Raw genomic sequence first — 22,323 nt, 5'->3', positions numbered from 1 at the left:
AACGTCGTTCTGGTGTGCGGCCCCCTGACACCGACTACGGATTCTTCGCCGTCCCGCGCGATGCGGACTCGACCATACCGTTATCACTTCGCCACACAAGTCCCGTCCGTCCCGGGGGCGAAGTACGTGACGTGCACCACTGAGAGAAATTACGGATTCCTGCCGACAAGTCCGTAAGCCTCGCGAAGATCCCGTCCCTCGTACTCGGCCGAGGCGAGACCGCGCACATGGCCGTCGGCGTTCACGGCGACCGACACCGGCACGGCGGCGAACAACGCCGCATCCGACATGGAGTCGCCGTAAGCCACGCATTCGCTTCTCGAAACACCGAACTCGGCGCAGAGTTCGTCCGCTATCCGCACCTTCGCCTCGGCGGAGAGGATGCCGGAGGGGTCGGGCAGCTCGCGGAAGGGGACGGCGGGCCAGCGCGAGCCGTAGGTGGCGTCCGCCCCGCCCCCGGTACGGGCGGTACGGGCGGTCTCGGCGGTGTGCGCAGTGCTGTTCGGAACGGCGTCAGGGGCGGCGGGCGAGGTGGTCCAGCGGCCCGGGGGCGGCGCCTGGAGGAGCAGCCGTCCGACGAAGAAGTCCGGCGAGAGCGAGATGACCGCCGACCGCTCGCCGCGTTCCCTTATCTCGGCCCACACTTCGCGAATTCCCGATAGCCAAGGGGCTTCCATGAATGCGGCGGTGATGTGATCCTCCGTCAGTTCAGACCACAGCGCACAGGCGCGCGCCGCGAATTCGGGCGGCGTCATCCCGCCCGCCGCAAAGGCCAGTTCGAGCTCGCGGATCTCCTCGTCCAGTCCGAGCTGACGTGAGATCTCGACCGCCGCGGACGAACCGTGGATCAACGTCCCGTCGAGATCGAAGAGATGAAGCCTGGGCGGACGCCGGGAAGGACCGGAGAGCGAGGAGGCCATGCGTTCGATCGTAGTTCGCGTACGTACGCCGGGTCGCGGGCGTTTCCGGGCAGGGCCCGGGCCCGCCCTCGCGTACTGCCGGGCCTCCGCGTACTCGGCACCGAGTAGCGCGAAGTACTCCCGCCGTCAGACGCGGCGGGTGGCGACGGCCGGTCACCGTATGGAACATGTCTGAGCTACCGCGCCTGCCGCGCCCCGCACGCAGAGCCCTCCTCGTCGCGCACGTCACCGTCTCGGTCGGCTGGCTCGGCATCTCGCTGTGCCTGCTGACCCTCGCGATCGCCGGAGCGAGCGATCCGGACGCGCTCGCCGTGCCCGCCTACACGGCCATGAAGCTCTTCGCCGACTGGCTGCTCCTGCCCGTCGCCCTGCTCTCCCTCGGCACGGGGCTCGTGCTCTCCCTGGGCACGTCGTGGGGTCTGGCCCGGTACCGCTGGGTCTGGGTGAAGTTCTGGCTGACCCTCGTCGCGACGGCGCTCACCGTCTTCGCCTTCAAGCCCGGCGCGGACGAGGCCGCGGCGCTGGTGGCGGCCGGCGAGCCCGTGCCGAGCACGGACCTCCTCTTCCCGCCTGCCGTCTCCCTTTCTCTGTACGTCTTCCTCACGGCGGTCTCGGTGCTCAAGCCCTGGGGCCTGACCAGGCGCGGACGCCGCTTGCGGGACGCCCGTACGGGAAGGGCCAGGGCGTCGGCGCGAGCGCGCGGAGCCGCGGCCGGCGAGGGCCAGGGGACCGACGACCCGGTCGCGGGGCGGCAGTCCCGTCAGCCGGTCTGACCCGCGGCCGGTACGGGTCCGCGACCCGTACCGGCCGCTCGGAGCTCCTCGACTCGAAGCTCCGGACGCGGCGGAGGGGCCGCGCCGAGCGCCCCGAACTGCCGCCGCCCGCCCGGGCCTTACGTGCACGGAAGCCGTCGGCGCCAATGCGGCGCCAACGCCGCACACCCCGCACACCCGCCCGCTTGCGCACTTTCCGACCGAGTCCAACCTCTGGCCAATACCGGGGCGTAAGCTGCGATCATGAGCACCGGGACCCCACCCTCGTCATCAACGCCGCCCCCGGCGTCACCGCCGCCACCGGCGCCGGTCACGATGCGGCGCGCGACCGCAGACGACGTACCGGCCCTCGTCTCCATGCTCGCCGACGACCACCTCGGCGCCCAGCGGGAGAGCCCCGGCGAAACCGCCGTCTACCGCGAGGCGTTCGCCCGCATCGACGCCGACCCGAACCAGCACCTCGTCGTCGCGGAACGCGACGGCGCGCCCGTGGGCACGCTCCAACTCACCGTCATTCCGGGCCTGTCCAGGCGCGGCTCCACCCGCGCCCTGATCGAGGCGGTCCGCGTGCACGCGGACGCCCGCGGCGGCGGCCTCGGCAGCCGCCTGATCCAGTGGGCGATCGAGGAGGCCCGCCGCCAGGGCTGCGTCCTCGTCCAACTCACCTCGGACGCCACCCGCATCGAGGCACACCGCTTCTACGAACGCCTCGGCTTCGAGGCATCCCACCTGGGCTTCAAGATGCAACTCTGACCCTGGGAGGCACCGCAGGCCCCGTCCCGCATGCCGCGCGGTTCGAATCGCAAGAACGGCCGCAATTCGAGCGTGTCTTCACATCTCACGTCTCGTTGGTCCCGGCAGGGGGTGGGATCAGCAGGGATGCCCACTTGTGTCCGGGTCCGCCCGGAGAGGGGGGTGTCATGGTGCACGAAGGCGCGCTGCTGGAATCGCAGACGCTGCGCGCGTCCGTCGTGGCGAGGACGGAGGCACTCGACAAGGTGAAGGTGCTGTCGCTGCTGCCCGACGGCCTTCACGTGACGACGCGCATGGTCGCGGACTACTTCGAAGTGACCGACCAGGTGATCAGCAAGCTGGTGCAGCGCCACCGCGACGAACTCACCGCCAACGGCTTGCGCACGCTGCGAGGCTCTGACCTGCGGGTCTTTGAAAGAGACAACCTGTCCTTTTCTGACGGGAGTTATCCACAGGGGCGTGCGCACCTCACTGTCTACAGTCGCCGCGCCGTCCTCAACGTCGCGATGCTGCTGCGCGACAGCGAGGTCGCGCGGCGGATCCGTACGTATCTGCTCGACGCGGAACAGGCAAGCCGCGCCGGGGCCGGCTCCGCCCCCGTGGACGAGTCCGTCGTCCACGGCCTCATCGCGTGGCTGGATGAGCGCATCACGCAGAACATCGCGGCGCAGCGGGCGTCGGGGCCCGTTTTGGACGAGACGCGGGTGCGGCAGCTCGCCGAGGAGACCGTTCGCGCCGTCATCGGGCGGAGCATCGTGCCCCTCCTCAATCAGGCCATCGATTCCCAGCGCGAGCTGCGCCGCCAACTGGCGGAGTACGAAGCGGAGATGATCCACCTCAGGAGGGTGCTGCGGAGGCACCGGGCCGCCGGTTCCATGGCGGCGCTCGACGCCATGAACGGGCGGGAGTTCGAGCGGCACGTGGCCTGGCTGTGCAGGCGCGACGGCTGTGCGCAGATCGCCGTCACGGGCAGGCACGGCGATGCCGGTGCCGACGTCCTCGACTACACCGGCGACGGCCGGCGCCTCGTCGTCAAGTGCAAGGCCCGCACGCCCTCTTCCAGCATCACCAGCGACGACGTGCGGGAGTTCGTCGGCATGGCGAAGCTCGAATACGAGGCCGATGTCGCCCTCCTCGTCGCCACGGCGCCGTTCACCAGGGACGCGCTGCTGACGGCCGCGCGGCACGACGTGACGGCCGTCCACCGTGGGCTGCTGGAGGCGTGGAACAACGGCGCCAGGCTGCGCGTCCTCGAGTGAGCCTCCGGTCCCCCTGAGCGCGGAAGGCCTCAGGCGCCGGCCTCCGCGCTCACGTGCCGTCTGCCGTACCCGGGTCCGGGAGCGTCACGTCGTGGGCGTCGATCTTCTCGCCGCAGGCGCTGCATGCGATCGCGGCGTCCAGCGTGCCGCCGCAGCTGTGGGTGAAGGCCGCGGCGCTCACGGGTGCCCCCTGCGCCCAGCGCATGCCCCAGCGCATGAGGCCCAGCATGGCGGGCGCCAGTTCCTGGCCCGCCTGCGTGAGGTGGTACTCGTCGCGCGGGGGGTGTTCGGAGTAGCGGACCCGCCGCAGGACTCCGCCGTCGACGAGGGTGCGCAGCCGCGTGGCGAGGATGTCGCGCGGCGCCCCGGTGTTGCGGACGATGCCGTCGAACCGGTGCACGCCGTAGAAGACCTCGCGGACGGCCAGCAGCGACCACCTCTCACCGATGACGTTCAGCGCCGAGGCCAGCGAGCACGTGCGCGGGTTCACCTCTCTCCTCGCCATGGCGGCAATCTAACCCCGAGCCAGTGGATTGGAAAACCAAATCATCGTGCTGCTACGCTCCGCCCGTCCTAGTGGGTTGGGAATGCCAACTCACCTGTCTCCCGGAGGACTTCGTGCACACCGCTGGTCTCGCTTTCGTCGCCCTGGTCGCCGTGCTCCACGTGTACATCCTGATACTGGAGATGTTCCTGTGGCGCACTCCGCGCGTCCGGAGAACCTTCGGCCTGACGCAGGAGTTCGCCGACGAGTCGGCATCGCTCGCGGCCAACCAGGGGCTCTACAACGGATTTCTGGCAGCAGGCCTGTTCTGGGGCCTGCTCGCACCGGAGCCGACGGGTCACGCGGTGCGGATCTTCTTCCTCTGCTGCGTTCTCGTCGCGGGCGTCTACGGCGCCGTGACCGCCACCCGGCGCATCATCTACGTCCAGGCGCTCCCGGCTGCCGCCGCCCTGGCCCTCACGCTCGCCGCCTGACAACGGTGGCCCACCCCCGCGTCACGGAGTGACCGCCTCCACGAAGCGGTACTTCTCCCCGTCCCCGCCCGGAGCCGGCGGGCGCCGCAGCTCCACCAGGGCCAGCGGCCGGCCGACCGGCTCGCCCGTGTCGGGGTCGAACGCGATCTCCCCGCTCACACCGCGCACACGCGAGCTGCCGCTCGTCTGCTCCAGCATCGCGAGCACCATCCGCGGCGTGACGCGGCGCGTTCCGTAGACCTGCACGGCGGTACGGGCGGCCTTGCCGATCGTGAACACCGCATCGTGGCCGAGCATCGCCTGACCGCTCTCCAACGCCGCACCCGGGCCGCCGACTTGACGCCCGTACTCCTTCTCGAAGCCGGCGAACGGCCCGCCGCCGCCCCCCTCGTCCCCGTACACCTTCTCGGCGATCTGCGGATGTGCGTACGCCGTGTAGTACACGGTGACGCCGCTCTGCTCCCAGCGCGTGCGCAGGCGCTCGAGATCCGCACGGCGCCGCTCGCCCCTGGTGTCGAAGTAGACGCCCAGGGTGCTCGATCCGGAGATGACCGTCGTACGGCACCGGCGCCCGCCCTCACCGGCGGCCTCGATGAAGCGCCGCAGGTCGCGGCCGCGCCCGGCGAAGAAGACGACGTCCGGAGGGTCGCCGTCGCACACGCGGTCCGCGGCGAGGGAGAGGGCGTTGCCCGTCGGCGAGGCCTCGCCCTCGCCGGAGCGGTACGGGACGACCTGGTCGTCCACGTCCAGCCGCTCACGGCGCGCCGCGGCCCTGAAATCCCTGTACAGGGACGTGTTGTAGGTGTCCTCCTCGTTGCCGTCCCGCACGATCAGCACGCGGTGGCCGGAATGCTCGCGCTGCTGCGCCTTGATGTAGCGCGCCGCCGCCGACGTCTGGTCCCGGTTGGGGAAGGAGACGCGGAAGAAGCCCGCCGTCCGCGAGCCGAGCCCGTCGTCCGCGACCGTCGCGCCGACCATCGGCAGCCCGGCCTTCCGCAGCTTCCGCACCGCCTCCTTCGTACGGTCGTTGCTCTGCCCGAAGCCCGCCACCGCCACCAGCCGCTCACCGGACCTCGACTCCGTCAGCCGGTCCACGACCTCGCGCCAATGCCGGTCGCCCCGCCCCGTGTTGGCCAGCAGGAGACGCACCTTCGGCAGCGTGTCGCCCTCCGCGTTCAGCGCGCGCTGCGCGAGATAGGCACCGCCGACCGCCTGCCGCGTCGTCTCCGCACCGCGATCCGCCGAACCGCCCGACATGGCCTCGACGTACGCGATCGACACCGACGGCTCACCGGACCTCTCGACCCTCTCGTTCTCCGCGTGGATCTTCCGCCCGAGACCGCGCAGGTTCTCGAACTCGTACGCCCCGTCGGTGACGCCCACGCACTCCCCTCCGGCGACCTTCCGCACACCGTCCGCGCACTCTCCCGCCCGCTGGACCGCCCAACTCCCCAGCGGCGCCGCCACCGTGGCGACGAGGACCGTCGCGATCGCGATCAGGCCCCAGCGGTGCGGGGGTCTCGGCGGTACGAACACCCGGCCGCCGGGGGTGCCGACGCGCTCGCCGCCCCCTCCCCCTGAACTGCCGCTCCCACTCGCATCGCCGCTCCCTCTTGCGCCGCCGGTCACAGCCACGGCTCCTTTCCGTACTGCTTCGCCTTCCGCAGCAGCACCGACGTCCAGGGCACGCTGTCGGCGTGCACCGCCAGCGTGTGCAGCCGCGCCTGGATCTCTCCGTAGAGCTCGGCGCCCGGGTCGCCCAAGGGGTCGCGGTACGGGTCGCCCACCCGGTCCGTACGGGGATCCTCCGGCGGCTCCGGGCCGAGCCACTCCGCCGCGAGCAGGCGCGTGACCGTCCGCAGCCGCTGCTCGACCGCACCCTCGTTGAGGTGATCGACGAGCCGCTCGTACCGCTCCCACACCGGCTGCATCGGCGCTCCGCCGTCCGAGCCGCCGGCCCCGTCGACGCGACCGGCTCCGTTGGTTCGCACGCCCGCGGCCACCACGGGCAACGGAGCACGGCGCAGCCGGCACAGCTCCGCACACCACTCGTCGGGCGTCAACCGGTCGAACGCGCCGTCGAGATGAGCGGCCGCGGCCGCCAAGTCGCCCGCCGCCAGGGCATGGTAGGCGGCGGTGCGCTCGTCCCCGTCCGCCGCGGCACGCTCGCGCAGCACGGTGTGCGCCGCACGTACGGCATCCGTCCCGTCCGGCCCGCCGGTTCCTTGCTCCCCGTCCGTGCCGCGACGCCGGTCCGCCCCGTCCGGCCCGTCCTGTGCCGGCACCTCCGCGAGACGGCGCAGCAGCAGAAGGCGCAGCAACGGATGCGGAGTCTCCACGCGCCCGCTCTCCGCCTCGTCGGCACCGTCGAGATGCATCGTGCGCAGCACATCCGTGCTGAAGTCGTGGTATTCGTCCTGCACTCGGGCACCGTCCTCCCACAGGACGCCGCCCGCCTGAGCCTGCGCGAGATCGGCCGCCGCTGCCGCCCGCGCCAGCGTCCGCACCAGCTCGGCGCTCGCACCGATCGGCAGCAGCCTCTCCAGCAGCTCACCCACCAGCGGCGCACCCGGCTCCAGACTCCGGCGCAGCCGCTCCTCCCAGCCCACCTCCGGGCCCCACTCCAGCAGCGCCGCCAACAGCCCAGCCGTGCCCGCCGGATGGCCGCGCGTCACCTCGTACACGAGCCAGCCCAGCCACTGCACGCCGTTGTCCGCGGCGGGCGGCGCCACCTGGCGGCCCGCGGACCGCAATACCTCCTCGGCCTGCCGCTCGACCTCGTGCCGCGCCAGATCGCGCAGCCTGCCGACGACCAGGCCCTTCACCACCTGCTCCGGACGGAACCGCTCCTCGTCCGCGGGCCACCTCCCCGGCAGCGCACCGAGCTGCCGGGGACCGCCGAACGCGAAGCTCTCCAGCGCCGCCGGGTAACTACCCGCCGTCGCCAGCACCAGCAGCGGATCCGGCGCCTCCGCCTTGCCGCGTGCCTCCAGCAGCGCCGCGAGGAACTCGTTGCCGAGCGGGCTGTCCACGTTGTCCAGCAGCACCAGGCACTGCGTCGTACGGCGCAGATCACCGGCCCGCGATCCGTACGCCCTGCGCAGATCGTCCAGAAAAGCATCGAAGAGAACCGACTCGGCACGCCTCCGCTCCGCCGACTCCCGGTCCCCGTAACGCCTGTTGAGGTCGATCAGGAAACCCTCGACCGAGCCCGCGCCACCGCCCTCGGCGCGCCGGCGCGCCCGCGCCAGCCGCCACCGCATCCGGGCCCGCACCCAGTGCCGCTGCCACTGCGGCAGCAGAGGCAGCGCCGCCGTCACGGCGGTCGGGGCGCCCAGCACCGTCGCGGCGTACTGCGCGAGCTGGTTGAAGACCTCGGCGCGGCTGCTCGGCGGGCCGATGAGCGCCTGCTCCATCTGCCGCACCGCGTCGTCGCGGTCGGCGGCCTCCATCCGCGCGGCGACGGCGATCGCCAGCAGACCGAAAGACGGAAACCGCAGCCGGGCGAAGTCCCGCTTCTTCGCGTTGAGTTGGAAGACGAGGGCGGCCAGCACATCGATGGGCTTACGGCCCTCCTGACCGAGCGCCGCCAGATCCAGCCGGGCGACGGGCGCCCGGCGGGCCCAGTCCGCCAAGTGCCGCAGCACTGTGGTCTTTCCGCTGCCGCGCGGCCCGAGAAGCAACGTCGCCGGCAGGTCCGCACGCGAGCGCGGGCGCCGCTCCAGCAGCTCCCGCACGTACCGCTCCACGGCTCTGTCCCGGTCGGATTCTCCCGCCCACTCCTGCGGCATCTCTCCACCTCCGGCCGTCGCCGCCCACGTGTACGCCGCATCAAGAATGCGTCAACAGCGCGTCAAGGGAAGGGTTTTGACGGATCGCCAGAGGGGGCGCAGAGGGGCGCACGCGCCATAAGCCCTGCGCCCCCCTTGCCCCGGGAACGCGGGTCAGCGGGCGACCGTACGGCCTCCACCTCCGCCGTCGGCGCCGGTGACGACGGCGACGGCGGCGTCCGTGACGATCCCGAAGGCGTCCGCGCGCACAGCACTTGAAGGCTCACTCACATCCCGCGCACCGAACTCTGAGGCGGCCCCGGCAACTTCGCACCACTCCGCACCCTTTGCCTGAGTCCGCTGAATTGGGAAGGGTTTCAAAGGTATTGCCCGTCTGCGACCATCTCGTGACGGCGCCGGCCCGCGGCGCCCAGGCAGGGGTGAGGGCGACGATGGCCAAGGTCGTGCTGGATGTGTCGATGTCCCTGGACGGGTTCACGGCCGGGCCGAACGTCCGCGAGGCGGAGCCCATGGGGGACGGCGGCGAGAGCCTGCACACATGGATGGCGGGGACGGGCCCCAACGGCGAGGCCGATGCCGCCGCCCGCCGCGAAGTCGACGCCTCGGTGGGCGCGGCGGTCATCGGGCGGCGCACGTTCGATCTCGGTCTCGGCCCCTGGGGCGGCACGCCGTGGCCCGGCGTCCCCAGCTTCGTGGTCACCCATCGCGTACGGCAGGACCTGCCCGGCGACAACAGCGGGACGTTCGCCTTCGACGGGCTGGAGGCCGCGGCCCGCCGCGCCGTGCAGGCCGCCGGGCAGAAGGACGTGATGGTGCTCGGCGCCGATGTCGCGGGCCAACTCCTCGGCGCCGGACTGCTGGACGAGGTCCGCGTCCACCTCGTCCCGGTGCTGCTCGGCGAGGGGACGCCGCTGTTCCCGGGGCGGCGGGGCGAACTGATCCCGGAGGGCGAGCCGTTCGCCGGAACCGTGACCCACCTGCGCTTCCGCGTACCGAAGCGCCGATGAGCCATCCCGGGCCCCGGCCGGACGGGCGGATCAGCGCAGTCCGGCGAAGAGATCGTTCTCGGGTACGGCGGCGCCGGTGGCGTCCTTGACCCGTACGAAGGTCTCCATGCCCATCAACTCGCCGAACTTCTCCTTGCCCATCTTGAGGAAGAAGATGTTCTCGCCCTGACTGGCGTGCGCGGCCAGCGCATCGAACTTCTGACCGCTGAAGGCGATGGTGTCCACCCACGTGGTGACCTCGTCGTCGGGGAGGCCGATCTCGGCCATCGCGGCGGCCTCGGCAGGATCCGGCTCCGGCATGTCCTCCTGAAACTCGCGCACGGTCTCCCCGAACCGCTGCATCATCGAGCGGGGCATCGTCGTCCAGTACACCTTCGGCGTCAGCTCGGTCTTCTCCAGCGCCGCCATCGTGATGCGGTGGGCCTGGATGTGGTCGGGGTGGCCGTAGAAGCCGTTCTCGTCGTAGGTGACGACCACATCGGGCCGGTAGTGCCGCATGAGCTCCGCGAGTCGGGCGGCGCCTTCCTCCACGGGGGTCCGCCAGAAGGATCCGGGGGCGTCGTTGCTCGGCCAGCCCGTCATCCCGGAGTCGGCGTAGTCCAGCATCTCCAGATCGCTGACCTTCAGGACGTCACAGCTCGCCATGAGTTCTTGACGGCGCATCGCGGCGACGGCCGCCGGATCGTGTCCGGGATCGCCCGGCTTGACACCCCCGGGTCCGTCACCGCAAGCGCCGTCGGTACACGTCACCAGAACCGTACGGATGCCCTCCGCCGCATAGCGCGCGAGGACGCCTCCGGTTCCGGTGGCCTCGTCGTCGGGGTGGGCGTGTACTGCCATGAGCGTCAAGGGCCGGTCAGTCATGGAACAGTCCTCCTGCAGAAGTGCATCGTGGTCCGGGTGAGCGGCGGACGTACCGCGATCCTGAGGCCCGAATCCCGGTGGGACGGACGATCTTGTACTCCGTGTCCCTCGGTACGGGGCGCCGGCCCTCGTCGGATGCAACCGGCCGGCCGGAGCGGCTGTTCCCGGCCCGGCCAGGCCGGACAAGAGATTTCAGAACCTACGCGTAGGGTCTCGCCGCTCGTGCCATGCCGATCTCGCGTGATCTGGGAGCGCGCACAGATGCCGATGAGTTCCCGCGCCGCACTGGTCTATAGGCCGGACACCCACGGACGGAAGGCTGGGCCATGCGGAATCTGATCTACGGCATGAACCTGACCCTGGACGGCTACATCGCCGCGGCCGGCGACGACATCGGCTGGGGCGGGGTGCCGAGCGACGAGCTGTTCCAGTGGTGGCTCGACCACGAGAAGGCGAGTGGCCTGTCGCTGTACGGGCGCAAGCTGTGGGAGGCGATGAGTTCGTACTGGCCGACCGGCGACCAGCAGCCCGACGCCACCCCGGCACAAATCGAGTTCGCGCGGAACTGGCGGGACACGCCGAAGGTGGTGTTCTCCTCGACGGTCGACAAGGTCGACTGGAACACCCGCCTGGTCACCGGCGACGCGATCGCCGAGATCACCCGGCTCAAGGCCGAGGACGGCGGCCCGATGAACATCGGCGGCGCAACGCTCGCCGGGGCGGCCATGCGCGCCGGGCTGATCGACGAGTACGCGATCGCCTCCCATCCGGTCCTGGTCGGCGGAGGCACGCCGTTCTTCACCGCGCTGGACGGCTGGGTGAACCTGAACCTGGTGGAGACGCGGACGTTTCCCGGCGGCGTGGTCCTGACCAGGTACGAGACGAGGCGCTGAGCAGCAGCACCCACGCGCTGGTCTCGCGGAGATGTCGTATACGACATCGGTACGGCGCGGCCCGTGAGATCACGACATCAGCCGCGAGGCCCTACGTCTGCGCCATGTCCACGAAGCGCGAGTAGTGGCCCTGGAAGGCCACGGTGATCGTCGCCGTCGGGCCGTTGCGGTGCTTCGCCACGATCAAGTCCGCCTCGCCCGCCCGCGGCGACTCCTTCTCGTACGCGTCCTCACGGTGCAGCAGTACCACCATGTCGGCGTCCTGCTCGATGCTGTTGTGGGCGACGATGCCGTCGGCGACGAAGTTGTGTGTCCCCTTGACCGTCGCGTCGTACACGGGTTGCTCGCCGAGCGGTTCGATCGCCACCACCCTGTCCCAGAACACGTCGTCCGTGGAGGCGGCAGGCTGTGGATCGGAGTCCGGGACGTCGTCGGATCGACGCTCGGACCAGCCGGGCCCCGACCCGACGGGTTCCGGGATGCGGCGGGGAACGGCGATCCGGTCCCCGACAGCGATGCCCTCCAGCGGCGTCCACCCGCCGAAGGTCAGGAACGGATGGTTGGCGGTCGCCTTGACCTCACGTCCTGACGCGAGCCGCAGACGGTGGACCTGCTTCACACCGGACGAGAAGACGTTGGTGACCGGCGCGGCGACCAGGCGGCGCCGCTCGTCCAGCGACCACACCAGCACCCCCTCGTGCCCGTTCTCCATCAACTCGTCGAAGGTGACGGGCACTCCGGTGTCCGCGCGAAGAATCGTGGTGTCACCCGTCATGCAGCCCGACTCACGAAGGTCGGAGACCATCGGCTTCTTGTCCGTACGCTGCTCCGGACCACGGTTGAGCTGCGAGAGCGCGATCACCGGAACCTCCAGCTCCTTCGCGAGCAGCTTCAGGTTCCGCGACATCTCGGAGACCTCCTGCTGACGGCTCTCCGGGCGCCGTGAACTGCCCGTCTGCATCAGCTGGAGATAGTCGATCACCACGAGCTTCAGATCGTTCCGCTGCTTCAGGCGGCGGCACTTGGCCCGGATCTCCATCATCGACAGGTTCGGCGAATCGTCGATGTACAGAGGCGCCTCCGTCACCTGCGGCATCTGACGGGCAAGCCTCGTCCAGTCCTCGTCCGTCATCGAGCCCGACCGCATGTGGTGAAGCGCCACCCGCGCCTCCGCCGACAGCAGCCGCATCGCGATCTCGTTGCGCCCCATCTCCAGCGAGAAGATCACGCTCGGCATGTTGTGCCTCACGGAGCAGGCCCGCGCGAAGTCCAGCGCCAGCGTGCTGTTGTGAGTCGGGATCATGGACCGCGTCGCGAGGTACAGACGCGCGGGGTTGTCCACCTCCACGCACCGGACCGGGACGGAGCCGATCTCCTCGACGGCTTTGATGAACCGCCGGTTCAGCCGCGGCGCGGCCGGACGGCGACGGGCCCGGTGCTCCTGCTGCTTTCGGCCCGGCCGGAAGACCTCGTCGTCGGTGGCGAAGGTGACGACGTAGCGGGTCGAGGGCGCCCCTGCCGTACGTCCATGACGTCCCGCGACGCGCTCGGTGCGCATCCCGCAGCGGTAGCCGAGGCTGAGCACCAGCTCGCAAAAGCCCTCGGCGAGCGCCCGGTTGGCGGCGGCGAACCGGACCGAGCCCGTACGGCTCACGGTGCCGCCCGCGTCGAGAAGCCCGGCGAGGAGCGCCCGGCGCTGGGAGACGGAGGCCCGCAAGTACCCCTGCGGGATGGGCCCGTTGGCCACAGGAGCGGCCCCGCCCCCGAGCCGCGCGCCCAGCGCGTACGGCTCAACCGGCAGCTCCCGCTCGGGGAGATCCAGCGGTGCGGCGGTACGCACCGAGTGGTTCAGGCGCCGATCGGCGGTGACGCACCGCACCGTCCCGGCGATCTCCTTGGTGGTCTTCACCGAGGGCAGAGCCCCCGGCCGACGGTGGCCTTCGCGGCCGGCAGCGGCCTGCGCCGCCGAACGACGCGACGCGCGGGTGTCGGTGAGCCACTGGTGGTCGGCGTCGGCGACGACGCTCGTCCCGTCGTCGAAAGTCACCCTGAAGCAGGGGCGGTTGTGCATCACGTCCGTCACGGCGACGACGGCCGTGGGCTCCCCGTCCGCACCCAGCAAGCGGTCCCCGACGGCGACTTCGCCCATCGTCGTCCACCCGTCGGGGGTGGGCAGCGGCGTATCGAGCGCCAGCGCCTTACCCATCGCGGGCCTCGCCGCGATGACGACCATTTGGCCGGGGTGCAGCCCGTTCGTCAGCGAGTCAAGATCGGTGAACCCCGTGGGCACGCCCGTCATCTGGCCGCTGCGCGAACCGATCGCCTCGATCTCGTCGAGGGCGCCCTCCATGATGTCGCCGAGCGGGAGATAGTCCTCCGACGTGCGCTGCTCGGTGACCGAATAGATCTCCGCCTGGGCGGAGTTGACGATGTCGTCGACGTCGCCGTCCGCCGCGTATCCCATCTGTGTGATGCGCGTGCCCGCCTCCACGAGCCTGCGCAGCACGGCCCGTTCGTGGACGATCTCCGCGTAGTACTCGGCGTTGGCGGCCGTGGGCACCGTCTGCACCAGCGAGTGGACGTAACCCGGGCCGCCGACGCGGCCGATCTCGCCGCGCCGCGTGAGTTCGGCGGTGACGGTGATGGGGTCGGCGGGCTCGCCCTTGGCGTAGAGGTCGAGGATCGCCTCGTAGACCGTCTCGTGCGCGGGACGGTAGAAGTCGTGCCCCTTGAGCACTTCGACGACGTCGGCGATCGCGTCCTTGGAGAGCATCATGCCGCCGAGCACGGACTGTTCGGCTTCGAGGTCCTGCGGCGGCACGCGCTCGAAGGAGACCGCCGCGGGCGCCGGCGTCTCCGCGCCGCGGTCGTGGCGCTCGGTGTGCGCGTTTCCGTGCCCGTTTCCACCGGGGCCGCCCTGCGCGCCGTTCCTGCCGCGCGCGGCGGGGAAGCGCTCGGGGTGGGCGGGGCGTGCGGCGGGGCGGGCGCCGGGGTCAACGGCCCAGGCCTCATCGACGTGTTCGGGCTGCTGAGTCACGCGTCCACCTCCTCCCCGTCCGGTGATCGCGCACGACCGGACCTGACCGCACTGCCCCTCTTTCTTACGGCACGGCTCTGACAATGCGCCGCCCGACTCCGCATCGGCGCGTCGAGCAAACGGAGTTGACGAGGGGTTTGTGGGGCGGGCGAGGACCAACGTTATGGCGCCGCGGAGCACGCGCCAAAGTTGTTATCCACAGGGTGATGTGGACGGCACCTCGGTTTCTGTGGAGAAGACGGCGAAAGCTGTGTACGGGTCGGGGGACAGCCCTGTGGAGAAGTCCGGCCTCTTCCCCATTGAGCACCCCTGACCTGTGGCGACGGCGTCCACCGCCTGTGCGGGGAAAAAACTTGGCCCCGAGACCCGGATCGTTACGCGGCTTGGCCCACCGTTGCCGCACACGCACGCGAGCCGCACGAACGTAATAGACAGAGGCCGCTTGCAGCCATTACCTGTGGATGCTTGGATCGAGTCCATGACCGACCCCGCCGCCACCCGCGCCACCATGCGGCGCCACGACCGCGAAATCGTCGCGCTCGCCCTCCCCGCCTTCGGCGCGCTCGTCGCGGAGCCTCTCTTCGTCATGGTGGACAGCGCCATCGTCGGGCACTTGGGCACTCCGCAGCTCGCGGGCCTCGGAGTCGCGGCGGCGCTCTTGCAGACCGGGGTCAACATCTTCGTCTTCCTCGCGTACGCGACCACCGCCGCCGTGGCCCGCCGGGTCGGCGCCGGCGACCTTCCGGCCGCCATCAGGCAGGGCATGGACGGCATTTGGCTCGCGCTGCTGCTCGGCCTGGCCGTGGTCGTCGTGGTGCTGCCGGGGGCTCCGGCTCTCGTGGATCTCTTCGGGGCGTCCGCGACGGCGGCGCCGCACGGGGTGACGTATCTGCGCATCAGCGCGCTCGGCATCCCCGCCATGCTCGTCGTCCTCGCGGCGACGGGCGTGCTGCGCGGCCTCCAGGACACCAGGACCCCGCTGTTCGTCGCCGTGGGCGGCTTCTCGGCGAACGCCGTGCTGAATCTGCTGCTCGTCTACGGGTTCGGGCTGGGCATCGCGGGCTCCGCGTGGGGCACGGTGCTCGCGCAGTGGGCGATGGCGGCGGTGTATCTGTTCGTGGTGGTACGGGGCGCTCGGCGGCACGGCGCGTCGTTGCGCCCGGAGGCCGCGGGCATCCGGGCGTGCGCCCAGGCGGGAACGCCGCTGCTGATCCGTACGCTGTCGCTGCGCGCGGTGCTGATGATCGCGACGGCCGTGGCGGCGAGGCTCGGCGACGCGGACATCGCGGCACACCAAATCGCCCTCACGCTCTGGTCGTTGCTCGCGTTCGCGCTGGACGCGATCGCGATCGCGGGACAGGCGATCATCGGACGGTATCTGGGCGCGGGCGACGAGGCGGGCGCGCGGGCGGCGTGCAAGCGGATGGTGCAGTGGGGGGTCGTCTCGGGTGTGGTCCTGGGCCTGCTGGTCGCGGCGGCACGGCCGTTCTTCATGCCGCTGTTCACGTCGGACGGCGCGGTGATCGCGGCGCTGACGCCCGCGCTGCTCGTGGTCGCGGTGACGCAGCCGGTGGCGGGCGTCGTCTTCGTGCTGGACGGCGTGCTGATGGGAGCGGGGGACGGCCCGTATCTGGCGAGCGCGATGCTCGTGACCCTGGCGGTGTTCGCCCCGGTGGCGCTGCTGGTGCCGGTGCTGGGCGGCGGTCTGACGGCGCTGTGGTGGGCGGTCGCGGGCGTGATGATGGGGGTGCGGCTGATCACGCTGTGGGCACGCGCCCGGTCGGGCCGGTGGGTCGTGACGGGAGCGGTGCGGGCCTGACGGCACGCGGCCGCGTGCTGGGCTCGCCCCCGACTCGCAGGGCTCTCCTGGCCGTACGGGCCGCAGGCCCCGTACGGACGGTGAACGACCGGCCCTGCACGCCCAGTTGACGACCCGGTCCGCACGGACAGCCGACAGCGGCCCGGCCCGCACGGAACGACGCCCCGGGGCGGTCAGCCGAAGGAGGACGCGCAGATCGGCTCAGCGGTCAACCGTCCGAGCGGCACGCGCAGTTGACGCCCGGGACCCGCACGGCGCAAGCCGGAGGGCCGTACCCCTCACCAGGGGTACGGCCCTCCGCTGATACACGACTGCGCGCGGCCGTCAGGCGGCGACGACCTCGATGTCGACCTTGGCGGCCACCTCGGCGTGCAGCTGCACCGACACCTGGTGGGAGCCCAGGGTCTTGATGGGCGCGGCCACCTCGATGCGGCGCTTGTCGATCTCCGGGCCGCCCGCGTCCTTGACGGCACCGGCGATGTCCGCCGGGGTCACGGAGCCGAAGAGCCTGCCCTGGTCGCCGGCCCGGACCTTCAGACGCACCTTGACGTCCTCGAGCCGGGTCTTGACCTCGTTGGCCTGCTCGATCGTGGCGATCTCGTGGATCTTGCGGGCGCGGCGGATCTGCTCGACGTCCTTCTCCCCGCCCTTCGTCCACCGGATGGCGACGCGGCGCGGGATCAGGTAGTTGCGGGCGTATCCGTCGCGTACCTCGACGACGTCGCCCGCGGCACCGAGACCGGAGACCTCGTTGGTCAGGATGATCTTCATCTGTCGGTCACCCTTCCCTTATCGAGCGGTCGAGGTGTAGGGCAGCAGCGCCATCTCACGGCTGTTCTTCACGGCCGTGGCGACATCGCGCTGGTGCTGGGTGCAGTTGCCGGTGACCCTGCGGGCACGGATCTTGCCGCGGTCGGAAATGAACTTCCGCAGCAGGTTCGTGTCCTTGTAGTCGACGTAGTTGATCTTCTCTTTGCAGAACACGCAAACCTTCTTCTTCGGCTTGCGAGCAGGCGGCTTCGCCATGTCTCTCTCCGTTGAGTTTCAAGAAGTGTGCAGCTGTCTGGCCCTGCCCCGGCGAACGGCTCCGGTGCCCGGCGGCCGGTCGTCGTCCTGGCCGGTGCGCGTGCGCGCTCCGGTCAGAAGGGGGGCTCGTCCGAGTAGCCGCCACCGGAGCCTCCGCCCCAGCCGCCACCGCCGCCGCCCTGGCCGCCGCCGGCCGGTGCGCCGGTCGCCCACGGGTCGCCCGCGGGTGCGCCGCCGCCCTGCTGGCCGCCGCCCTGGCCACCGCCCCAGCCGCCGCCACCCTGACCGCCGCCGCCGAAGCCGCCGCCCTGGCCGCCTCGGCCGCTGGTCTTGGTGATCTTCGCGGTGGCGTTGCGGAGGCTGGCGCCGACCTCGTCGACGTCCAGCTCGTAGACCGTGCGCTTGATGCCCTCGCGGTCTTCGTACGAGCGCTGCTTGAGGCGGCCCTGTACGACGACGCGCGTTCCCTTGGTGAGGGATTCGGCGACGTTCTCCGCCGCCTGGCGCCAGACCGAGCAGGTGAGGAACAGGCTCTCGCCGTCCTTCCACTCGTTGGTCTGACGGTCGAAGGTGCGCGGGGTGGACGCGACTCGGAACTTCGCGACCGCCGCACCGGAGGGGGTGAAGCGCAGCTCGGGGTCGTCGACAAGATTGCCGACGACCGTGATGACGGTCTCGCCTGCCATGGGGAACCTCTCGGCGGGGTGCTGCTGGCTGCTTTGTGGCTTCTGTGGCTCGTGCCGCGGCACGCGGATCGTGCTGTGTGCCACGTGCCGTGCGTGGTGGCTTGCTGCTACTCGGTGTCTGGTCCTGTGCCGGTCCCCGACGCTCTCTGTGCCGTACGGCTCAGTGGGCGGAGGGACGCAGGACCTTGGTCCGCAGAACCGACTCGTTCAGATTCATCTGGCGGTCGAGTTCCTTGACGGTCGCAGGCTCGGCCTGGACGTCGATGACCGAGTAGATGCCCTCGGGCTTCTTGTTGATCTCGTAGGAGAGCCGGCGACGGCCCCAGGTGTCGACCTTCTCGACCTTGCCCTTTGCGTCGCGGACGACGGAAAGGAAGTTCTCGATCAGCGGGGAGATCGCTCGCTCCTCGAGATCGGGGTCGAGGATCACCATCACCTCGTAGTGACGCATGTGGAACCCACCTCCTTCGGACTCGCGGCCACGGTCGTTCCGTGGCAGGAGGTTCGTGATGCGCTCCGCACCCGCGCCGCCCGGCCGGGTAGCCGGCCGAGTAGGGGCGTCGGTGCAGACCGTTCAGAGTACCCGGCCTGAGCCTTCCGGTTGAAATCCGGACCCGAGTCGCCGCAACCTGGACGGAACGGTGTGAGCGGCGTCACGAGGGCGCCGCCGATGCTGGCCTCTGCAGGAGGTGCCGCATGGCACAGGCAGTACGGCACAACCCGGTCTCCATGCTCCTCGACGACGGCAGGGCTCACCCTCTGGAGAGCTCGCTCGCGGCGGTCACGGCCCTCCTGGGAGTGGTCGCGTTCATGACGGCGTTCTGGTCGGGGCTTCACGTGCTCAGCGCGTGGACGGGCCTGGTGGGTGTCGTCACCGGGGCGTGGGGGCAGTTCATCTCGGCCACGACGGGTGAGCGCTTCGCGCTGATCATCGGCATGGGCGGGGCCGCCTTCGGCCTCTACCTGGGCATGATGCACGGCGGTCTCCTCGCCTGAGCGGCGCTCCTGCCGCTCTTCTCCGTACGGGAATCACCGAGCGCGTCCGCGTACGGAACCGCGTCTCCTTTACTGCGCCGCTTCAGTGCGCTGCCCGGCCCTCTCCCGAGGTGCCGGGCATGCGTGTGCTGCTTACGCTGGCGAACGTCCGGCTGCGGGTGGCCGGCGTCCGGCAATCAGCCGATCGTGTGACGGCTTCGGCACGGCCGGTGGCTGGTTCAGGGGGGCCGAGCGAGAGGAAGCGGCACATGGCACTTCAGGACGGCATCCCCGGCATCGATGCGGCCGCACAGCCGAGCGGCACGGGTTGTGTGGAGTGCTCCGCGGGCGACGGGCCGGGGTGGTGGTTCCATCTGCGGCGCTGCGCCGCGTGCGGGCACATCGGCTGCTGCGACTCCTCTCCCGGGCAGCACGCCACGATGCACGCGCAGCAGGAGGGGCATCCCTTCCTGACGAGCTTCGAGCCGGGCGAGGACTGGTTCTGGAACACGGACACCGAGCAGGTCTACGAGGGCCCGCAGCTGGCTCCGCCCACGTCGCATCCGAAGTCGCAGCCGACGCCGGGCCCCGAGGGCAAGGTCCCCGCGGACTGGGAGCGGCAACTGCACTGAGCGGGGGCTGACTGGCCTGTCGGCGGAGGCGGCTCTCAGCGGTGAGCGGTCAGCGGTCAGCGGTCGGGCGACGGCCGACAGCGGTCAGTTGACGGCTGACAGTTGACGACGGACACCTGACAGGCGACAGCTAACAGCTGACAGCTGACAGCTGACAACCAATTGTCAGCTGTCAGTTGCCGGTTGCCGGTGCCCAGCCGCCACCCGCCGGTCGTCAGCCGCGATGTGCGACCAGCTGCTGGTCCGTGATGCCGCCGGGGCTCTCGAACCCCTCGATGTCCCAGTCCGCCCGGGCGGCGGCTCCGCGGTACGCGCTCTCGTAGAAGTCGAGCAGCGCCCCACGCGGATCGTCGAGCGCGCGCACGTCCTCGTAGCGCAGCAGCGCGAGATGGCTGCCGTTCTGCGGGACCCAGCGCGCCGTCTCCGGCCTGAGCGGCTCCAGCTCCAGCCCGGCGGGCTCGGGCGCCGCGTACGCGTAGAAGGCGGGCTCCGTGAACGAGTCGTCGCCGAACCAGAAGCCGAAGCTGATCACCTCGCGCGAGTACGCCTCACGCGTCACCGCGTCCGTCTGCGGCGGCTGCTCGACGTGCCGCCCGGAGAAGCGGGTGTGCGCGAGGTCGAACGTGTGCCAGAAGTGGTGCACCGCGCTGCACTTGCCCGAGAAGCGGGCGGCGAACTCCTCCAGCACGAGCGCGACTTGGCTGAGGACCTGCCAGTACCGGTTGGCGTGCTCAGGAACGTATGTGGCGTGCTCGGTGTCCTGGGAGAACGGCCTGGAGGAGTCGGGCAGGTCGAACGGCCCGGGGTGCGGGATCTCCGCGTGGATGCCGAGGTCGGCGAGCGCCTCCAGGAGGTTCCGCCGGAACGACGCCACGGACTGGCCGAGGAGGGGGAAGGAGATCTGCGTACCGTCGAGGGCGGTGACGATCAGCTGGTGATCGACGAAGTCGAAGTCGATCGTGAAGACGGGGTTGCCGTCGGTCTGTCCCATCGGCCGCGTGGTGATGCCGCGCCCGGTGAGGTGGTACGGCACGTTCCACCAGTGGTTGCGGCGGCTGCTCGACGTAAGACGGATCTTGCCGACGAGCTGTTCGAAGCGGTGCAGGGTCTCCTTGGTGTCCCGCCACTCGCTGAGCGGCAGGGGCGGGAAGAGCTCCATGGCCTCGTCCCCCTTCTCGCTGTGGTGCTTCCTGTCCCGGCGCGGCCCGCTGCGCGAGCGGGCACGGCGGGCCCGGCGGTTCCCATGATGACGAGATCAGCGTTGTCCGGCATGTGCGCACCCGCGGCGTCGCTCCCGGCGGCTCGGCACCGCCTCCGGCACCCCGTCCCCGGGCCGCCCCCGGCCCGTCCCGGCCGTTCCGCCCGCATTGCCTCGTACCGCCGCGGCCTGCCGGGCCCCAGGATGGACGCCATGAACACTGCGCGCGCTGGTGAGGTGACCATGTCCGGCCCCACCGGTCGCCGGGTGCTGTTCGCGACGGTTCTGGGTTCGAGCATGGTGCTGCTGGACGGTACGGCCGTGAACGTGGCCCTTCCTCGCATCGGCGAGGACCTCGGGTCGAGCCTCGCGGGGCTCCAGTGGGCGGTGAACGCGTACCTGCTGACGCTCGCCGGACTGATCCTGCTGGGCGGCTCCCTCGGTGACCGGTACGGGCGCCGGCGGATCTTCGTCATCGGCGTGCTGTGGTTCGCCGTCTCGTCCGCGATGTGCGGGCTCGCGCCGAGCGCCACGCTGCTCGTCGGCGCCCGTGGCCTGCAAGGGATCGGGGGCGCGCTGCTGACGCCGGGATCCCTCGCGATCATCCAGGCGGTCTTCCGTCCACAGGAGCGTGCGGCCGCGGTGGGAACGTGGGCCGGTCTGGGCGGCGTCGCCGGAGCGGTCGGCCCGCTGCTCGGCGGCTGGCTCGCGGGCGGCCCGGGCTGGCGCTGGGTCTTCCTGATCAACCTGCCCTTCGCCGTACTGACCGCGGTGGTCGCGGTGCGCCACGTGCCGGAGAACCGCGACGAGGCGGCGAGCGGCCGGTTCGACGTCCCGGGAGCCGTGCTGGCGGCGCTCTCGCTGTGCTCCCTCACCTATGCGCTGACCGCGTCCTCCACGCAGCCCCTCCCCGCGCTCGTCACCGGCGGCGCGGCGGTGCTCCTGGGCGCGGCGTTCATCGTGACGGAGCGGCGTTCACCGCGTCCGATGGTGCCGCTCGGCCTCTTCCGCGTGCGGCTGTTCTCGTACACGAACGTGGTGACGGTGCTGATCTACGGGGCGCTCGCCGCCGTGTCCTTCTTCCTGGTGCTCCAGTTGCAGACCACCGCGGGCTACCCGCCCCTGCTGGCCGGGCTCGCGCTGCTGCCGCTGACGCTGCTGATGCTGGCCTTCTCCAGCCGGGCGGCGCGCCTGGGCACGCGCATCGGGCCGCACGTTCCGCTGACGGCGGGCCCTGTCCTGGCCGGGGCGGGGGTGCTGCTCATGCTCCGGATCGGGCCGGACGCCTCGTACTTCGGGGACGTGCTGCCGGCCGGGATCGGCCTGGGCGCCGGCATGACGCTCCTGGTGGCTCCGCTCACGGCGACGGTGCTGGAGTCCGTGGACGTGGGCAGGGCGGGCACCGCGAGCGGAATCAACAACGCGGCGGCTCGTACGGGCGGTCTCATCTCCGTGGCCGCCATCCCGTCGCTCGTCGGGCTGTCCGGCAACGAGTACCGCTCGCCCCCCGACGTCGACGCCGCCTTCCACGGCGCGATGCTGACCTGCGCCGGACTGCTGGGCGCCGCAGCGGTCACGGCCTGGGTGTTCGTACGTATGGCCGCGCCGGCACCCGAGACGGTGGACGCCGTGTGCAGGTCGTGTTCGCTGTCCGCACCGCCGCCCGCCGCAGAGCGGGAGAAGCCCGGCGGCGGGGCGTGAGCCTGCCCCGA

At 71.1% G+C, this 22,323-nt stretch carries 21 protein-coding genes; 10 read left to right on the top strand and 11 right to left on the bottom strand.

The window, feature by feature from the left end; all coding sequences use genetic code 11:
• Nucleotides 1–149 precede the first annotated feature (149 nt).
• The gene (locus tag QQM67_RS23370; protein WP_314176092.1) at nucleotides 150–920 is read right to left on the bottom strand and encodes an HAD family hydrolase; all 771 of its coding nucleotides are present in this window, start codon (nucleotides 918–920) and stop codon (nucleotides 150–152) included.
• Nucleotides 921–1,087: 167 nt separating this feature from the next.
• Here QQM67_RS23370 and QQM67_RS23365 point away from each other — a divergent pair, with 167 nt between their 5' ends.
• From QQM67_RS23365 to QQM67_RS23355, 3 genes are all read left to right on the top strand, one after another.
• Nucleotides 1,088–1,693 carry a DUF2269 domain-containing protein gene (locus QQM67_RS23365; RefSeq protein ID WP_314176090.1) on the top strand — a complete coding sequence of 202 codons (606 nt, stop codon included), beginning with the start codon at nucleotides 1,088–1,090 and terminating at the stop codon, nucleotides 1,691–1,693.
• Between the two features lie 315 nt (nucleotides 1,694–2,008).
• Nucleotides 2,009–2,446 carry a GNAT family N-acetyltransferase gene (locus tag QQM67_RS23360; RefSeq protein ID WP_314176207.1) on the top strand — a complete coding sequence of 146 codons (438 nt, stop codon included), beginning with the start codon at nucleotides 2,009–2,011 and terminating at the stop codon, nucleotides 2,444–2,446.
• Nucleotides 2,447–2,613: 167 nt separating this feature from the next.
• Nucleotides 2,614–3,705, top strand: a complete 1,092-nt coding sequence (locus QQM67_RS23355; RefSeq protein WP_314176089.1) for a restriction endonuclease — start codon at nucleotides 2,614–2,616, stop codon at nucleotides 3,703–3,705.
• 49 nt (nucleotides 3,706–3,754) lie between these two features.
• Here QQM67_RS23355 and QQM67_RS23350 read toward each other — a convergent pair whose 3' ends face one another.
• Nucleotides 3,755–4,210, bottom strand: a complete 456-nt coding sequence (locus QQM67_RS23350; RefSeq protein WP_314176087.1) for a winged helix-turn-helix transcriptional regulator — start codon at nucleotides 4,208–4,210, stop codon at nucleotides 3,755–3,757.
• Between the two features lie 113 nt (nucleotides 4,211–4,323).
• Here QQM67_RS23350 and QQM67_RS23345 point away from each other — a divergent pair, with 113 nt between their 5' ends.
• Nucleotides 4,324–4,683, top strand: coding sequence for a DUF1304 domain-containing protein (locus tag QQM67_RS23345; RefSeq protein WP_314176085.1), 360 nt, complete (start codon nucleotides 4,324–4,326; stop codon nucleotides 4,681–4,683).
• Nucleotides 4,684–4,704: 21 nt separating this feature from the next.
• Here the strand turns inward: QQM67_RS23345 and QQM67_RS23340 are convergent, their stop codons facing one another.
• On the bottom strand, nucleotides 4,705–6,312 hold the full coding sequence (locus QQM67_RS23340) for an ABC transporter substrate-binding protein (protein ID WP_314176083.1): 1,608 nt from the start codon (nucleotides 6,310–6,312) through the stop codon (nucleotides 4,705–4,707).
• Complete coding sequence (locus QQM67_RS23335) at nucleotides 6,309–8,474, bottom strand: P-loop NTPase family protein (protein WP_314176081.1); 2,166 nt, start codon at nucleotides 8,472–8,474, stop codon at nucleotides 6,309–6,311. The genes QQM67_RS23340 and QQM67_RS23335 overlap by 4 nt, the downstream gene beginning before the upstream one ends.
• A 431-nt stretch (nucleotides 8,475–8,905) precedes the next feature.
• On the opposite strand from QQM67_RS23335, the gene QQM67_RS23330 reads away from it, so the two are divergent.
• Nucleotides 8,906–9,481 (top strand): dihydrofolate reductase family protein, encoded by a 576-nt coding sequence (locus QQM67_RS23330; protein ID WP_314176080.1) that lies wholly within the window; start codon nucleotides 8,906–8,908, stop codon nucleotides 9,479–9,481.
• Nucleotides 9,482–9,511: 30 nt separating this feature from the next.
• Here the strand turns inward: QQM67_RS23330 and QQM67_RS23325 are convergent, their stop codons facing one another.
• Nucleotides 9,512–10,345: a PIG-L family deacetylase gene (locus QQM67_RS23325; protein ID WP_314176079.1), complete on the bottom strand. Its 834-nt coding sequence runs from the start codon at nucleotides 10,343–10,345 to the stop codon at nucleotides 9,512–9,514.
• A 326-nt stretch (nucleotides 10,346–10,671) separates the two neighbouring features.
• Here QQM67_RS23325 and QQM67_RS23320 point away from each other — a divergent pair, with 326 nt between their 5' ends.
• On the top strand, nucleotides 10,672–11,238 hold the full coding sequence (locus tag QQM67_RS23320; protein ID WP_314176077.1) for a dihydrofolate reductase family protein: 567 nt from the start codon (nucleotides 10,672–10,674) through the stop codon (nucleotides 11,236–11,238).
• 91 nt (nucleotides 11,239–11,329) lie between these two features.
• On the opposite strand, the gene dnaB is transcribed toward QQM67_RS23320, so the two are convergent.
• Nucleotides 11,330–14,275: a replicative DNA helicase gene (gene dnaB, locus QQM67_RS23315; protein ID WP_314176075.1), complete on the bottom strand. Its 2,946-nt coding sequence runs from the start codon at nucleotides 14,273–14,275 to the stop codon at nucleotides 11,330–11,332.
• Nucleotides 14,276–14,753: 478 nt separating this feature from the next.
• On the opposite strand from dnaB, the gene QQM67_RS23310 reads away from it, so the two are divergent.
• Nucleotides 14,754–16,094: an MATE family efflux transporter gene (locus QQM67_RS23310; protein ID WP_314176073.1), complete on the top strand. Its 1,341-nt coding sequence runs from the start codon at nucleotides 14,754–14,756 to the stop codon at nucleotides 16,092–16,094.
• A 324-nt stretch (nucleotides 16,095–16,418) separates the two neighbouring features.
• Here QQM67_RS23310 and rplI read toward each other — a convergent pair whose 3' ends face one another.
• The 4 genes from rplI to rpsF form a co-directional block, all read right to left on the bottom strand.
• Complete coding sequence (gene rplI, locus QQM67_RS23305) at nucleotides 16,419–16,865, bottom strand: 50S ribosomal protein L9 (RefSeq protein WP_314176071.1); 447 nt, start codon at nucleotides 16,863–16,865, stop codon at nucleotides 16,419–16,421.
• A gap of 18 nt (nucleotides 16,866–16,883) precedes the next feature.
• On the bottom strand, nucleotides 16,884–17,120 hold the full coding sequence (gene rpsR / locus QQM67_RS23300; protein ID WP_028438380.1) for a 30S ribosomal protein S18: 237 nt from the start codon (nucleotides 17,118–17,120) through the stop codon (nucleotides 16,884–16,886).
• 113 nt (nucleotides 17,121–17,233) lie between these two features.
• The gene (locus tag QQM67_RS23295; RefSeq protein ID WP_314176068.1) at nucleotides 17,234–17,806 is read right to left on the bottom strand and encodes a single-stranded DNA-binding protein; all 573 of its coding nucleotides are present in this window, start codon (nucleotides 17,804–17,806) and stop codon (nucleotides 17,234–17,236) included.
• Between the two features lie 160 nt (nucleotides 17,807–17,966).
• On the bottom strand, nucleotides 17,967–18,257 hold the full coding sequence (rpsF, locus tag QQM67_RS23290; protein ID WP_314176067.1) for a 30S ribosomal protein S6: 291 nt from the start codon (nucleotides 18,255–18,257) through the stop codon (nucleotides 17,967–17,969).
• Between the two features lie 245 nt (nucleotides 18,258–18,502).
• On the opposite strand from rpsF, the gene QQM67_RS23285 reads away from it, so the two are divergent.
• Together QQM67_RS23285 and QQM67_RS23280 are read left to right on the top strand one after the other, a co-directional pair.
• Entirely contained in the window at nucleotides 18,503–18,802 is a 300-nt protein-coding gene (locus QQM67_RS23285) for a hypothetical protein (protein WP_314176066.1), read from the top strand.
• 248 nt (nucleotides 18,803–19,050) lie between these two features.
• Nucleotides 19,051–19,413: a UBP-type zinc finger domain-containing protein gene (locus tag QQM67_RS23280; RefSeq protein WP_314176064.1), complete on the top strand. Its 363-nt coding sequence runs from the start codon at nucleotides 19,051–19,053 to the stop codon at nucleotides 19,411–19,413.
• Between the two features lie 214 nt (nucleotides 19,414–19,627).
• On the opposite strand, the gene QQM67_RS23275 is transcribed toward QQM67_RS23280, so the two are convergent.
• The gene (locus QQM67_RS23275; RefSeq protein ID WP_314176062.1) at nucleotides 19,628–20,572 is read right to left on the bottom strand and encodes a DUF5996 family protein; all 945 of its coding nucleotides are present in this window, start codon (nucleotides 20,570–20,572) and stop codon (nucleotides 19,628–19,630) included.
• Between the two features lie 252 nt (nucleotides 20,573–20,824).
• Between QQM67_RS23275 and QQM67_RS23270 the strand changes: the two genes are divergently transcribed.
• On the top strand, nucleotides 20,825–22,312 hold the full coding sequence (locus QQM67_RS23270) for an MFS transporter (protein WP_314176060.1): 1,488 nt from the start codon (nucleotides 20,825–20,827) through the stop codon (nucleotides 22,310–22,312).
• Nucleotides 22,313–22,323 lie beyond the last annotated feature (11 nt).

The sequence above is a fragment of the Streptomyces winkii genome (assembly GCF_032248595.1).
Lineage (GTDB): Bacteria > Actinomycetota > Actinomycetes > Streptomycetales > Streptomycetaceae > Streptomyces > Streptomyces winkii.
The sequence above is the reverse complement of the archived record's forward strand: the minus strand, read 5'-3'. Positions and strand labels throughout refer to the sequence as shown.

Coding starts and splice junctions, on each gene's coding strand:
- rpsR (WP_028438380.1), bottom strand. CDS start 17,120: ATGGCGAAGCCGCCTGCTCGCAAGCCGAAGAAGAAGGTTTGCGTGTTC.
- QQM67_RS23350 (WP_314176087.1), bottom strand. CDS start 4,210: ATGGCGAGGAGAGAGGTGAACCCGCGCACGTGCTCGCTGGCCTCGGCG.
- QQM67_RS23320 (WP_314176077.1), top strand. CDS start 10,672: ATGCGGAATCTGATCTACGGCATGAACCTGACCCTGGACGGCTACATC.
- QQM67_RS23365 (WP_314176090.1), top strand. CDS start 1,088: ATGTCTGAGCTACCGCGCCTGCCGCGCCCCGCACGCAGAGCCCTCCTC.
- QQM67_RS23285 (WP_314176066.1), top strand. CDS start 18,503: ATGGCACAGGCAGTACGGCACAACCCGGTCTCCATGCTCCTCGACGAC.
- QQM67_RS23335 (WP_314176081.1), bottom strand. CDS start 8,474: ATGCCGCAGGAGTGGGCGGGAGAATCCGACCGGGACAGAGCCGTGGAG.
- QQM67_RS23325 (WP_314176079.1), bottom strand. CDS start 10,345: ATGACTGACCGGCCCTTGACGCTCATGGCAGTACACGCCCACCCCGAC.
- QQM67_RS23270 (WP_314176060.1), top strand. CDS start 20,825: ATGAACACTGCGCGCGCTGGTGAGGTGACCATGTCCGGCCCCACCGGT.
- QQM67_RS23310 (WP_314176073.1), top strand. CDS start 14,754: ATGACCGACCCCGCCGCCACCCGCGCCACCATGCGGCGCCACGACCGC.
- QQM67_RS23295 (WP_314176068.1), bottom strand. CDS start 17,806: ATGGCAGGCGAGACCGTCATCACGGTCGTCGGCAATCTTGTCGACGAC.
- QQM67_RS23330 (WP_314176080.1), top strand. CDS start 8,906: ATGGCCAAGGTCGTGCTGGATGTGTCGATGTCCCTGGACGGGTTCACG.
- QQM67_RS23275 (WP_314176062.1), bottom strand. CDS start 20,572: ATGGAGCTCTTCCCGCCCCTGCCGCTCAGCGAGTGGCGGGACACCAAG.
- QQM67_RS23355 (WP_314176089.1), top strand. CDS start 2,614: ATGGTGCACGAAGGCGCGCTGCTGGAATCGCAGACGCTGCGCGCGTCC.
- QQM67_RS23370 (WP_314176092.1), bottom strand. CDS start 920: ATGGCCTCCTCGCTCTCCGGTCCTTCCCGGCGTCCGCCCAGGCTTCAT.
- rplI (WP_314176071.1), bottom strand. CDS start 16,865: ATGAAGATCATCCTGACCAACGAGGTCTCCGGTCTCGGTGCCGCGGGC.
- QQM67_RS23360 (WP_314176207.1), top strand. CDS start 2,009: ATGCGGCGCGCGACCGCAGACGACGTACCGGCCCTCGTCTCCATGCTC.
- rpsF (WP_314176067.1), bottom strand. CDS start 18,257: ATGCGTCACTACGAGGTGATGGTGATCCTCGACCCCGATCTCGAGGAG.
- QQM67_RS23280 (WP_314176064.1), top strand. CDS start 19,051: ATGGCACTTCAGGACGGCATCCCCGGCATCGATGCGGCCGCACAGCCG.